This window comes from Pseudomonas sp. HS6, from assembly GCF_023375815.1.
In the GTDB taxonomy this organism is placed as follows: domain Bacteria; phylum Pseudomonadota; class Gammaproteobacteria; order Pseudomonadales; family Pseudomonadaceae; genus Aquipseudomonas.
Genome location: NZ_CP067412.1, coordinates 3,477,041 through 3,490,103, shown reverse-complemented (window position 1 = coordinate 3,490,103; position 13,063 = coordinate 3,477,041). Strand labels below are relative to the sequence as shown.

The 13,063-nt window shown below is 61.4% G+C and carries 9 protein-coding genes; 7 read left to right on the top strand and 2 right to left on the bottom strand.

Annotated elements, in window-relative coordinates:
• Positions 1-14 precede the first annotated feature (14 nt).
• The 6 genes from rplI to JJN09_RS15770 all read left to right on the top strand — a co-directional run bounded on the left by rplI (position 15) and on the right by JJN09_RS15770 (position 11,361).
• Positions 15-461 carry a 50S ribosomal protein L9 gene (rplI, locus tag JJN09_RS15795; RefSeq protein WP_008078307.1) on the top strand — a complete coding sequence of 149 codons (447 nt, stop codon included), beginning with the start codon at positions 15-17 and terminating at the stop codon, positions 459-461.
• Between the two features lie 119 nt (positions 462-580).
• Positions 581-1,978 carry a replicative DNA helicase gene (dnaB, locus tag JJN09_RS15790; protein WP_249482569.1) on the top strand — a complete coding sequence of 466 codons (1,398 nt, stop codon included), beginning with the start codon at positions 581-583 and terminating at the stop codon, positions 1,976-1,978.
• Positions 1,979-2,090: 112 nt separating this feature from the next.
• Positions 2,091-4,403, top strand: a complete 2,313-nt coding sequence (locus tag JJN09_RS15785) for a YgiQ family radical SAM protein (RefSeq protein ID WP_249482568.1) — start codon at positions 2,091-2,093, stop codon at positions 4,401-4,403.
• A gap of 211 nt (positions 4,404-4,614) precedes the next feature.
• Positions 4,615-7,890 (top strand): DUF2126 domain-containing protein, encoded by a 3,276-nt coding sequence (locus tag JJN09_RS15780; RefSeq protein ID WP_249482567.1) that lies wholly within the window; start codon positions 4,615-4,617, stop codon positions 7,888-7,890.
• A gap of 88 nt (positions 7,891-7,978) precedes the next feature.
• Positions 7,979-10,465, top strand: coding sequence for a circularly permuted type 2 ATP-grasp protein (locus JJN09_RS15775; protein WP_249482566.1), 2,487 nt, complete (start codon positions 7,979-7,981; stop codon positions 10,463-10,465).
• Entirely contained in the window at positions 10,465-11,361 is an 897-nt protein-coding gene (locus JJN09_RS15770; RefSeq protein ID WP_249482565.1) for a transglutaminase family protein, read from the top strand. The genes JJN09_RS15775 and JJN09_RS15770 overlap by 1 nt, the downstream gene beginning before the upstream one ends.
• Before the next feature lie 65 nt (positions 11,362-11,426).
• Here JJN09_RS15770 and JJN09_RS15765 read toward each other — a convergent pair whose 3' ends face one another.
• Positions 11,427-11,606, bottom strand: a complete 180-nt coding sequence (locus JJN09_RS15765) for a hypothetical protein (protein ID WP_085732676.1) — start codon at positions 11,604-11,606, stop codon at positions 11,427-11,429.
• Between the two features lie 68 nt (positions 11,607-11,674).
• Positions 11,675-12,262 carry a TIGR00730 family Rossman fold protein gene (locus JJN09_RS15760; RefSeq protein ID WP_169428627.1) on the bottom strand — a complete coding sequence of 196 codons (588 nt, stop codon included), beginning with the start codon at positions 12,260-12,262 and terminating at the stop codon, positions 11,675-11,677.
• A gap of 341 nt (positions 12,263-12,603) precedes the next feature.
• Here JJN09_RS15760 and azu point away from each other — a divergent pair, with 341 nt between their 5' ends.
• Positions 12,604-13,050, top strand: a complete 447-nt coding sequence (gene azu / locus JJN09_RS15755) for an azurin (RefSeq protein ID WP_179692845.1) — start codon at positions 12,604-12,606, stop codon at positions 13,048-13,050.
• Positions 13,051-13,063 lie beyond the last annotated feature (13 nt).

Here is a 13,063-nt window from a genome sequence, read left to right as displayed (position 1 = left end):
AAGAGGATTTTCACATGCAACTGATCCTTCTGGAAAAAGTCACCAACCTGGGCAACCTGGGTGACAAAGTGAACGTTAAGGCCGGTTACGGTCGTAACTACCTGCTGCCTTACGGCAAGGCTACCGCCGCGACCCCAGCAAACATTGCTGCGTTCGAAGAGCGTCGTGCCGAGCTGGAAAAAGCTGCTGCAGACCGTAAAGCATCGGCTGAAAGCCGTGCTGCCCAACTGGCCGAGCTGGAAGTGACCATCACTGCCACCGCTGGCGACGAAGGCAAGCTGTTCGGTTCGATCGGTACTCACGACATCGCTGACGCACTGACCGCCTCCGGCGTTGAAGTTGCGAAAAGCGAAGTTCGTCTGCCGAACGGCACCATCCGCAACGTGGGTGAATTCGACGTGGCTGTGCACCTGCACGCCGAAGTTGAAGCCACCGTACGCGTTGTCGTGGTAGCAGCTTAAGCAACACCTGATCGGCTGGCGGCTTGTCCGTCAGACGGTTAACATCGGGCACGATCCTGTTTACAGGTCGTGCCCTTTGTCTTTCTGTAATCCCTGCTTTTCCTGAATAAAAAGTGGCCATGAACGAAATCTCCGCTCCCGAGCAATACGATCTGCAAACCGCATCCTTGAAGGTGCCACCGCATTCCATCGAGGCCGAACAGGCCGTGCTCGGTGGTCTGATGCTGGACAACAACGCCTGGGAACGCGTGCTCGATCAAGTCTCCGACGGCGATTTCTACCGGCATGACCACCGTCTGATTTTCCGCGCGATCGCCAAACTGGCCGATCAGAACTCGCCGATCGACGTCGTGACCCTTGCCGAGCAACTGGACAAGGAAGGTCAGACATCGCAGGTTGGCGGTCTCGGCTACCTCGGCGAACTGGCGAAAAACACGCCGTCCGTCGCCAACATCAAGGCCTATGCGCAGATCGTCCGCCAGCGTGCGACGTTGCGCCAGTTGATCGGTATCAGCACGGAAATTGCCGACAGCGCCTTCAACCCCGAAGGTCGCACCGCCGAGGAAATCCTCGACGAAGCCGAGCGGCAGATCTTCGCGATTGCCGAAGCCCGGCCAAAAACCGGTGGTCCGGTGGGCGTAAATGACCTGTTGACCAAGGCCATCGATCGTATCGATACCCTTTTCAACACCGCTGACGCAATTACCGGCCTGTCCACCGGCTACACCGATCTCGACGAGAAGACCAGCGGCCTGCAACCGTCCGACCTGATCATCGTCGCCGGCCGTCCGTCGATGGGTAAGACGACTTTCGCGATGAACCTTGTTGAAAATGCCGTATTGCGCAGCGACAAGGTGGTGCTGGTGTACTCCCTTGAGATGCCTGGCGAATCGCTGATCATGCGTATGTTGTCCTCCCTCGGCCGCATCGACCAGACCAAGGTGCGTTCCGGCCAACTGGAAGACGACGACTGGCCGCGCCTTACCTCGGCGGTCAACCTGCTCAACGACCGCAAGCTGTTCATCGATGACACCGCCGGCATCAGCCCGTCGGAGATGCGTGCCCGGACCCGGCGTCTGGTGCGCGAGCACGGCGACATCGGCTTGATCATGATCGACTACTTGCAGTTGATGCAGATTCCCGGTTCCAGCGGTGACAACCGGACCAACGAGATTTCCGAGATCTCGCGATCCCTGAAAGCACTGGCCAAAGAGTTTCAATGCCCGGTGGTCGCTCTGTCCCAGCTCAACCGTTCCCTTGAGCAGCGTCCCAACAAGCGCCCGGTGAACTCCGACTTGCGGGAATCCGGAGCGATCGAGCAGGACGCCGACGTCATCATGTTCGTGTACCGGGACGAGGTTTATCACCCGGAAACCGAACACAAGGGCATCGCCGAAATCATCATCGGCAAACAGCGGAACGGCCCGATCGGCTTCATCCGCCTGGCCTTCATCGGCAAATACACGCGCTTCGAAAACCTTGCGCCGGGCAGCTATAACTTTGACGACGACGAGTAAGGGCTCCATCGTCTGAGTGCCCCTGATATTTCCGACCACAGCCGTCGGAATTGGTCATTTTTTGTGCTATATTCCGCGCCCGCGATTTTTCACCTCAACACCGGTCATCGACATGCAAGCAGCCAAGCCGTTATTTGACTATCCAAAATACTGGGCCGAATGTTTCGGGCCGGCGCCATTCCTGCCAATGAGCAGGGAGGAGATGGATCAGCTCGGCTGGGATTCCTGCGACATCATCATTGTGACGGGAGACGCCTACGTCGATCACCCGTCGTTCGGCATGGCGATCATCGGCCGGCTGCTGGAGTCGCAAGGCTTCCGCGTCGGGATCATTGCCCAGCCGAACTGGCAGTCCAAAGACGACTTCATGAAGCTCGGCGAGCCGAACCTGTTCTTCGGCGTCGCGGCCGGCAACATGGACTCGATGATCAACCGCTATACCGCGGACAAGAAAATCCGTTCCGACGACGCCTACACCCCGGGTGGCATGGCGGGCAAACGTCCGGATCGCGCGAGCCTGGTCTACAGCCAGCGCTGCAAGGAAGCCTACAAAAACGTGCCGATCGTGCTCGGCGGCATTGAAGCTTCGCTGCGCCGTATCGCCCACTATGACTACTGGCAGGATCGCGTGCGCAATTCGATCCTGATCGATGCCTGTGCCGACATCCTGTTGTACGGCAACGCCGAACGAGCGATTGTCGAAGTCGCCCAGCGTCTGTCCTACGGTCACAAGATCGAAGACATCACCGATGTGCGTGGCACCGCGTTCATCCGTCGTGACACGCCTGCAGGCTGGTACGAAGTCGACTCCACGCGCATCGATCGTCCGGGCAAGATCGACAAGATCATCAACCCGTACGTCAACACCCAGGACACCCAGGCTTGCGCCATCGAGCAAGAGAAGGGGCCGGTTGAAGATCCGGAAGAAGCCAAGGTCGTGCAGATCCTGGCCAGCCCGAAAATGACCCGCGACAAGACCGTGATCCGCCTGCCGTCGATGGAGAAAGTGCGTGGTGATGCGGTCCTGTACGCCCACGCCAACCGCGTGCTGCACCTGGAAACCAACCCGGGCAACGCCCGTGCTCTGGTGCAGAAGCATGGCGAGATCGACGTCTGGTTCAACCCGCCGCCGATTCCGATGACCACTGAAGAAATGGACTACGTGTTCGGCATGCCTTACGCACGTATCCCGCATCCTGCGTACGGCAAGGAAAAGATCCCGGCCTACGACATGATCCGCTTCTCGGTGAACATCATGCGTGGCTGCTTCGGTGGCTGCACCTTCTGCTCGATCACCGAGCACGAAGGCCGGATCATCCAGAACCGTTCCGAAGAATCGATCATTCGCGAAATCGAAGAGATCCGCGACAAGGTGCCGGGTTTCACCGGCGTCATTTCCGACCTCGGCGGGCCGACCGCGAACATGTACCGCATCGCCTGCAAGAGCCCGGAAATCGAATCCGCGTGCCGCAAGCCGTCCTGCGTGTTCCCGGGCATCTGCCCGAACCTGAACACCGACCACTCGTCGCTGATTCAGCTGTACCGCAGCGCCCGTGCGTTGCCGGGTGTGAAGAAGATCCTGATCGCCTCCGGCCTGCGTTACGACCTCGCGGTCGAGTCGCCGGAGTACGTCAAAGAGCTGGTGACCCACCACGTCGGCGGTTACCTGAAGATCGCCCCGGAACACACCGAGGAAGGTCCGCTCAACCAGATGATGAAGCCGGGGATCGGCACCTACGATCGCTTCAAGCGCATGTTCGAGAAGTACACCAAGGAGGCGGGGAAAGAACAGTACCTGATTCCGTACTTCATCGCCGCGCACCCGGGCACCACCGACGAAGACATGATGAACCTGGCCCTGTGGCTCAAGGGCAACGGCTTCCGTGCCGACCAGGTACAGGCGTTCTATCCGTCGCCGATGGCCACCGCCACCGCGATGTACCATTCGGGCAAGAACCCGCTGCGCAAGGTCACCTACAAGAGCGACGGCGTGACCATCGTCAAGAGCGAGGAGCAGCGTCGTCTGCACAAGGCGTTCCTGCGTTATCACGACCCGAAAGGCTGGCCGATGCTGCGTGAAGCGCTGATCCGCATGGGCCGTGCCGACCTGATCGGGCCGGGCAAGAACCAGTTGATCCCGACGCATCAGCCAGCTACCGACAGCTACCAGAGTGCCCGTCGCAAGAACTCGACGCCGTCCGGCAGCCATAAAGTGGCGAAGGACGTGAAAGAGAAGACCACCAAGATCCTCACCCAGCACACCGGTCTGCCACCTCGCGCCAGCGACGGCGGCAACCCGTGGGACAAGCGTGAGCAGGCCAAGGCTGCGGCGTTCGCCCGTAACCAGCAGGCTGCAAAGGATCGCAAGGACGCGGCGAAAGGCAAGGGTCCGAAACCGACGAAGAAGCCTGTAGTGCCACGCTGAATCGTTGCTGATATGAACAGAACGCCAACCTTCGGGTTGGCGTTTTGCGTTGTGCCTCGCAACATTTGCGTGCAACTGTGCCAAACCATTTCACCGCATCGCCCGATTTTGGTGCTGTACTGCCCTGAGCATTCCGGGAAAGCGCCCAAGCCTCTGCATGGCATAAGTCTTGCGCGCTTTCGAATACGCTTGGGCTCGCAGGAGGCACGCCGTGTCGATTCATGTCGCATTGCATCACGTCACGCATTACCGCTACGACCGCGCTGTCGAACTCGGCCCGCAGATCGTGCGTCTGCGCCCGGCTGCCCACAGCCGCACGCGGATTCTGTCTTATTCATTGAAAGTCTCGCCTGAGCAGCACTTCATCAACTGGCAGCAGGACCCTCAGGGCAACTACCTGGCGCGGCTGGTGTTCCCCGAGAAAACCGCCGAGCTGCGGATCGAGGTCGACCTGCTGGCCGAGATGGCTGTGTTCAACCCGTTCGACTTTTTCCTCGAGCCCTACGCCGAGAAAATCCCCTTCGCCTACGCCGCCGATGAACGCAAGGAACTGGCGCCGTACCTCGAAACCCTGCCGCTGACGCCGAAATTCAAGGCCTACCTGGACGCCATCGATCGCACTCCGCTGCCGGCCGTTGATTTCCTGGTGGCGCTCAACCAGCGCCTGAGCGAAGACATCAATTACCTGATCCGCATGGAACCGGGCGTGCAGACCCCGGAGCACACCCTCGAACATGCTTCCGGCTCCTGCCGCGATTCCGCGTGGTTGCTGGTGCAATTGCTGCGCAATCTTGGGCTGGCGGCGCGTTTCGTCTCCGGTTACCTGATTCAACTGACCGCCGACGTGAAAAGCCTCGACGGCCCGTCCGGCACCGAAGTGGACTTCACCGACCTGCACGCGTGGTGCGAGGTGTACTTGCCCGGCGCCGGCTGGATCGGCCTCGATGCCACCTCCGGACTGTTTGCCGGTGAAGGGCATATTCCGTTGGCGTGCAGTCCCGATCCGTCCTCGGCGGCGCCGATCAGCGGTCTGGTGGAACCTTGCGAGTGCGAGTTCAGCCACGAAATGTCCGTGGAACGGGTCTGGGAAGCGCCACGGGTGACCAAGCCCTACACCGAAGAGCAGTGGCAGGCGATCCAGGCGCTGGGCCGGCAGATCGATGCCGACCTGCTGGAAGGCGATGTGCGTCTGACGATGGGGGGCGAGCCGACCTTTGTGTCCATCGACGACCCGGATGGCGCCGAATGGAACACCGCCGCGCTGGGCCCGGACAAGCGCCGGCTCTCTGCCGAACTGTTCCAGCGCATGCGCAAGCATTACGCGCCGAAGGGGCTGGTGCATTTCGGCCAGGGCAAGTGGTATCCGGGCGAGCAACTGCCGCGCTGGTCGCTGAATTGCTACTGGCGCCGCGACGGTGTGCCGATCTGGCACAACAACGCATTGATCGCCGACGAGCAGCAGGACTACGGCGCCACGGGCGAACTGGCCGGCCGTTTTCTGGCGAGTGTCGCCGAGCGCCTGAAACTGCCGACACGCTTTGTGTTCCCGGCCTACGAAGACAATTTCTACTACCTCTGGCGCGAGGGCGCATTGCCAAGCAACGTCAGCGCCGAGGACTCGCGTCTGGAGGAACCACTGGAACGTGCGCGCCTGCGCAAGGTGTTCAGTCAGGGGCTGGACAAGGTCATCGGCCAGGTACTGCCGCTGGCGCGCACCGCCAAGGGCGATCAATGGCAGAGCGGGCGCTGGTATCTGCGCGATGAGCATTGCCGGCTGGTGCCGGGGGATTCACCGCTCGGCTATCGTCTGCCGTTGGGTTCGCAGCCCTGGGTGAAGGCGGCGGAGTACCCGTTCATTCATCCGAACGACCCGAATCAGGACTTCCCCGAACTGCCTGACACCGCGCAACTCAATCGACACGATGCGCCGGCCACGGCGGATGAGCGGGTGCCAAAAATCGAGGAGTCCGCCGACTGGCTGACCCGCACCGCGTTCTGCGCCGAAGCACGGGAAGGCCGGTTGTATCTGTTCATGCCGCCGCTGGAGCGGGTCGAAGATTATCTGGAACTGGTGGCCGCCATCGAAGCCACTGCCGAGGAACTGCACTGTCCAGTGCTGCTGGAAGGCTACGAGCCGCCGAGCGATCCGCGTCTGAACAACTTCCGCATTACCCCGGATCCCGGCGTGATCGAGGTCAACGTCCAGCCATCCGCGACGTGGGACGAGTTGGTAGAGCGCACGGAGTTCCTGTACGAAGAGGCGCGTCAGACCCGACTGTCCACCGAGAAATTCATGATCGACGGGCGACACACCGGCACCGGCGGCGGTAACCATTTCGTGCTCGGCGGGGCGACGCCGGCGGACTCACCGTTCCTGCGCCGCCCGGATCTGCTGCGCAGCCTGATCAGTTATTGGCACAACCATCCGTCGCTGTCCTACCTGTTTTCCGGACTGTTTATCGGCCCGACCTCTCAGGCGCCGCGAGTCGATGAAGCGCGCAACGATGCGTTGTATGAGCTGGAAATTGCTTTTGCGCAGATGCCTGAACCGGGAGAAGAGTGCGCGCCATGGTTGGTCGATCGTTTGCTGCGCAATCTGCTGATCGACGTCACCGGCAACACCCACCGTGCCGAGTTCTGCATCGACAAACTGTATTCACCGGATGGCGCCACGGGACGTCTTGGGCTGCTGGAGTTACGTGCATTCGAAATGCCGCCCCATGCCCGCATGAGCCTGGCCCAGCAGTTGTTGCTGCGGGCGTTGGTGGCGCGATTCTGGCGCGAGCCTTATGCGCCGCCGAAACTGGCGCGCTGGGGCACCGAGTTGCATGACCGGTTTCTGCTGCCGCACTTCATCGAACAGGACTTTGCCGACGTCATCGTCGAACTCAACAATGCCGGTTATCCGCTGCGCCCCGAATGGTTTGCGGCGCATCTGGAGTTTCGCTTTCCCAAGGTCGGCGATTACGCCGTCAACGGCATCGAGCTGGAATTGCGCCAGGCCCTTGAGCCCTGGCATGTGCTGGGCGAGGAGGGCGCGGCGGGCGGTACGGTGCGCTACGTCGATTCATCGCTGGAGCGCTTGCAGGTCAAGCTCACGGGGCTACCGCCTCAGCGATACTTGCTGACCTGCAACGGCATCCCGGTACCGCTGCAACCGACCGGGCGGGTCGGCGAGTTTGTCGCCGGTGTACGTTACCGTGCGTGGCAACCGGCCAACTGCCTGCAACCGACGATTCCGGTGCACGCGCCGCTGGTGTTCGACCTGCTCGACACCTGGATGCAACGCTCGCTGGGTGGTTGTCAGTACCACGTCGCCCATCCGGGCGGCCGCAATTACGAGACGCTGCCGGTCAACGCCAACGAAGCGGAGAGCCGGCGCATGGCGCGTTTTTTCCGCATTGGGCACACGCCGGGGAAACTTCCGATACCTAATGTCGAAACGAACGACGAGCTGCCGATGACACTCGATTTACGACGTTTCTGAATCATGCGCGACGCCCGGATTTTTCGTATATCCGGGCGTCATGTGCCTGCGTTAGTCTGACCGTTCCTTGCTGGCTGCCGAGCTTTCCATGCCTGACCTGCTTGACCGCTACCCGCTGACGGCGGGCAATTACCACGAACTGCTCGACGCCGGCGGGGCGGTGCGTCCGCACTGGCAGCGGCTGTTCGACCAATTGCAGCGCAGCACCCCGGCGCAACTGGTGCAGCGTCAGGCATTGCTGACCCGGCAGATTCAGGAAAACGGCGTCACCTACAACGTCTATGCCGACCCCAAGGGCGCCGATCGTCCTTGGGAACTGGACTTGCTGCCCCATGTGATCGCCGCCGACGAGTGGCAACAACTGTCGGCCGGAATCGCCCAGCGCGCGCGTCTGCTCAATGCGGTGCTGGCGGATCTGTACGGCCCGCAGCGGCTGATCAGCGAAGGCCTGCTGCCGGCGGAGCTGGTGTTCGGACACAACAACTTTCTCTGGCCCTGTCAGGGCATTGCGCCACCGGACGGGGCCTTTCTTCATCTGTATGCCGTGGATCTGGCGCGCACGCCGGACGGGCGCTGGTGGGTGACGGCGGATCGTACCCAGGCGCCATCGGGTGCCGGTTATGCGCTGGAAAACCGTACCATCGTGTCCCGGGCCTTCCCCGAGTTGTACCGGGATCTGAAGGTGCAGCACCTGGCCGGATTCTTCCGCACCTTGCAGGAAACGCTTGCCCGTCAGGCACCCTGCGACGATGACGCGCCGCTGGTGGTGTTGCTGACCCCGGGGCGTTTCAACGAAAGTTATTTCGAGCATCTTTATCTCGCGCGCCAGCTCGGTTATCCGCTGGTGGAGGGTGGCGACCTGACGGTGCGCGATGCCACGGTCTACCTGAAAACCCTCAGCGGTCTGCGTCGGGTTCACGCGATCATGCGCCGGCTCGACGATGACTTCTGCGATCCACTGGAGCTGCGCACGGACTCGGCGCTGGGCGTCCCCGGACTGCTTGAGGCCGTACGTCAGGGCCGGGTGCTGGTGGCCAACGCGCTGGGTAGCGGCGTGCTGGAGTCGCCCGGGCTGTTGGGCTTTCTGCCGAAGATCAATCAATACCTGTTTGGCGAAGAGCTGATCCTGCCTTCCATCGCCACCTGGTGGTGCGGCGAGGCGCCGGTGCTGGCTCAAGCGTTGGAGAAATTGCCGGAGCTGTTGATAAAACCGGCGTTCCCCTCCCAGAGCTTCGCCCCCGTTTTCGGGCGCGATCTGAGCGAAAAACAGCGCCAGAGTCTCGCCGAACGCATGCAGGCACGGCCTTATGCCTACGTGGCGCAAGAACTCGCGCAACTGTCCCATGCGCCGATCTGGCAGCCCGATGACGGCCAGTTGCAACCGCGAGCGATCGGCATGCGCATGTATGCGGTGGCCAGTCGTGATGGCTATCGAGTGCTGCCCGGTGGACTGACCCGGGTGGCGGCCGAAGCCGATGCCGAAGTGGTGTCGATGCAGCGCGGTGGTGCGAGCAAGGACACCTGGGTGCTGGGTGACCGGCCACCGAGCGGCGAACAGTGGAAGGCCCAGCGCAACATTGGCGTGCCTGATCTGGTGCGACGCGATCCGTACCTGCCATCGCGGGTAGTAGAAAACCTGTTCTGGTTCGGCCGTTACTGCGAGCGCTGCGACGATAGCGCGCGGCTGTTGCGGATCATGCTGGCGCGCTACGTCGACGGTGATGATCCGCAGGCCCTGCAGGCTGCCGTAGAGCTTGGTGAGCGACTGATGCTGCTGCCGGACGAAGGCGAGCTGCCGGAGCGCTTGCTCGCGGCTTTGCTCGGCGAGGACTGGTCATTCAGCCTGCGCTCCAACCTGCAACGCTTGCAGTGGGCTGCGTCGCAGGTGCGTGGCAAGCTCTCGCGGGAAAACTGGCAGGCGCTGGTGGAGTTGCAACGCGAAGCGACGGAGCTGGACACCGACGAGCCGGACTTCGGCGAGTTGCTGGATTTTCTAAACCGGCTGGTGATGTCGCTGGCGGCGCTGTCCGGTTTTGCCCTCGACGACATGACCCGCGACGAAGGCTGGCGTTTCCTGATGATCGGCCGGCGCATCGAGCGCCTGCAATTTCTCAGCAGCAGTCTCGCGGGCTTCCTGCGTGGCGCAGGCGCGTTCGATCAGGCCGGGCTGGAGTGGTTGCTGGAACTGGGCAACAGCAGCATCACCTATCGCTCGCGTTATCTGGCGGTGGCGCAGTTGATTCCGGTGCTCGACCTGTTGCTGCTGGACGAGCAGAACCCCCATGCGGTGTTGTTCCAGTTGAAACTGGTGACGCGCACGCTCAAGCGTCTGAACGATGATTTTGGTGTGCCGAGGGAGGCCGGGTTGCCAGAACTGGTCGAGCGTCTGGCACGCTTCGACCTGGGTTGCCTGGAAAATCCATTGTTCGGCGAGTCCAGCGTACGCGCGGCCCTCGACGGTCTGGCGGATCTGCTTCAAGACATTGCCGACGCCAGCGGCCAGGTGTCCGATCGTCTGGCCCTGCGCCATTTCGCCCATGTCGATGATGTCAGCCAGCGCACGGTGTCCGTCTGATGAATGCCCATTACCAGATCCTTCACGACACCTGCTATCACTACGACAGCCCAGTCTCGCTGGCGCAACAGTTGGCGCATCTGTGGCCCCGGGAATGCGCCTGGCAGCGCTGCACCGAGCAGCAATTGCTGATCAGTCCGGAGCCGACCGCACGTCGTGACGAACAGGACGTGTTCGGCAATCCGCTGACGCGCCTGGCGTTCGAGCGGCCTCATGATGAATTGCAGGTCAACGCACGGCTGACGGTCGAGGTGCTGGCGCGGCCGGCGCTGGATTTCAATCTGTCACCGGCCTGGGAATTGACGCGCAATGCGCTGACCTACAGCAGCCAGCCGCTGTCTGCCGAATTGCTGGAGGCTTGCCGTTATCGGTTTCAGTCACCCTACGTTCACTTGAAACGCAGCTTCGTCGACTTTTCCGAGAGTTGTTTTCCATCTGGGCGACCGCTGCTGCTGGGCGTGCAGGCGTTGATGGAAAAGATCTTCGACGAATTCACCTTCGACGCCGAGGCCACACAAGTCGCGACGCCGCTGGTCGAGGTGCTGGAGCGCAGGCGTGGGGTCTGTCAGGACTTCGCCCACCTGATGCTGGCCTGCGTGCGTTCCCGAGGATTGGCGGCACGCTACATCAGTGGTTATCTGCTGACACGGCCACCACCGGGGCAACCGCGTTTGATCGGCGCCGATGCGTCCCATGCCTGGGTTTCGGTGTTTTGCCCGGTGCTTGGCTGGGTGGACTTCGATCCGACCAACAATGTGCAACCGGCGCTGGAGCACATCACCCTGGCCTGGGGCCGGGATTTCTCCGATGTGTCGCCGTTGCGCGGGGTGATTCTGGGAGGGGGGAGCCATGATCCCGAGGTCCGGGTCACGGTAATGCCACTGAATGAGGGATGAGAACACGGCAGGAGCGGAGAAATCCGTTCCTGCCGGTTTTGCGTTCATTGGTCCTGCGGTGTTGCTCAGGCGTCGGGCGCCGGGTCTTTCGGTGCATCAACATCATCATCGGTCGCCACTTCACCGTCAGGGTTCAGTGCCGCTTCTTCAGCCATCTGTTTCTTGCGCTGAAGCTTTTCCTCTTTCTTCTGTTCCTTGGCCAGGTCACGTTGACGCTTGGCGAAGGAGTAATTGGGTTTGGCCATGGGCGATCCTCTTGGGTCGAAGGTGAGGTTGAGCGGCGCGTATTCTGCCCTGTATCGGTGCTCGGGGGTTAACCGGGTTTCTGGTCGACCCACTTTGGCGTGACGGTCGGCTGCCACTGATCGAGGGCATCGAGCAACGTTTGCGGCGATTCGCTCACTTGCAGCATGTCACGGTGCGGTGCGCGAACGAAGCCTTCGCCGACGATGTGATCGAGAAATGCGGTGAGTTTGCTGTAGAAACCGTTCACTTCCAGCAGGCCCAGCGGCTTGCCGTGGTAGCCGAGCTGGCCCCACGTCCAGACTTCGAACAGCTCTTCAAGCGTGCCGAGGCCACCGGGCAGGGCGATGAACGCATCGCTGAGCTCGGCCATGCGCGCCTTGCGGGCGTGCATGCCGTCGACCACTTCCAGGCGCGTCAGACTCTTGTGACCGATTTCCTTGTCCATCAGGCTCTGCGGAATGATCCCGATCACTTCACCGCCGGCCGCCAGTGCGGCATCCGCGACAATCCCCATCAGGCCCACAGCGCCGCCGCCGTAAACCAGAGTCAGTTTGCGCTCGGCAATGGCTGTGCCGAGGGCGATGGCGGCTTCGGTGTACGCCGGGGTGGTACCGGCGTTGGCACCGCAAAATACACAAACGGATGTGAGAGACATGCCTTCCTCCTGGGTCAATCGGTCACAGGGTAATGGCTGGCACGCCTTGATCCAAGGGCTAGACTTCGCGTTTCGGGGTTTCATAGGTGCCGCTGGCGCCACAGGCGTAGGCGGCGAGCAGGCTGCACAACAGACTGTTGAAGGACATGACGGGTGCTCCAGATGAGAGTCGAGCCCTGAAGATACGGCCCGGACAAACGTCTGGCTGTTAGATTGTTTCGATGAGTGTCATAGCCTGAAAGTTGTATACAATTTTTGACTCAAGTCATAGGAACTTGCGAAGATTTCAGGCAGTCTTTCCCCCATTCGTGTTTTTGTTAACCCTGCCTTGGAGATTCACCATGTTTTCCAAAGTTGTTGCGGTATCCCTGCTGGCGCTGGCCAGCAGCCAATTGATGGCTGCCGAGTGCAAAACCACCGTTGACTCCACCGACCAGATGTCCTTCAACACCAAGGAGATCGTGATCGACAAGAGCTGCAAGACCTTCACCGTCGAACTGACCCACTCCGGCAGCCTGCCGAAGAACGTCATGGGCCACAACCTGGTGGTCAGCAAGACCGCTGACATGCAGCCGATCGCCACCGACGGCCTGGCCGCCGGCATCGACAAGAACTACCTGAAAGACGGCGACGAGCGCGTCATCGCCCACACCAAGATCATCGGCGCCGGGGAGAAGGATTCGCTGACCATCGATGTATCGAAACTGGCAGCCGGCACCGAATACGGTTTCTTCTGCTCGTTCCCGGGCCACATCTCGATGATGAAAGGCACCATTGCTGTTAAGTAAGCAGGGCCACCGC

Coding starts and splice junctions, on each gene's coding strand:
- azu (WP_179692845.1), top strand. CDS start 12,604: ATGTTTTCCAAAGTTGTTGCGGTATCCCTGCTGGCGCTGGCCAGCAGC.
- JJN09_RS15765 (WP_085732676.1), bottom strand. CDS start 11,606: ATGGCCAAACCCAATTACTCCTTCGCCAAGCGTCAACGTGACCTGGCC.
- JJN09_RS15775 (WP_249482566.1), top strand. CDS start 7,979: ATGCCTGACCTGCTTGACCGCTACCCGCTGACGGCGGGCAATTACCAC.
- JJN09_RS15785 (WP_249482568.1), top strand. CDS start 2,091: ATGCAAGCAGCCAAGCCGTTATTTGACTATCCAAAATACTGGGCCGAA.
- dnaB (WP_249482569.1), top strand. CDS start 581: ATGAACGAAATCTCCGCTCCCGAGCAATACGATCTGCAAACCGCATCC.
- JJN09_RS15760 (WP_169428627.1), bottom strand. CDS start 12,262: ATGTCTCTCACATCCGTTTGTGTATTTTGCGGTGCCAACGCCGGTACC.
- rplI (WP_008078307.1), top strand. CDS start 15: ATGCAACTGATCCTTCTGGAAAAAGTCACCAACCTGGGCAACCTGGGT.
- JJN09_RS15770 (WP_249482565.1), top strand. CDS start 10,465: ATGAATGCCCATTACCAGATCCTTCACGACACCTGCTATCACTACGAC.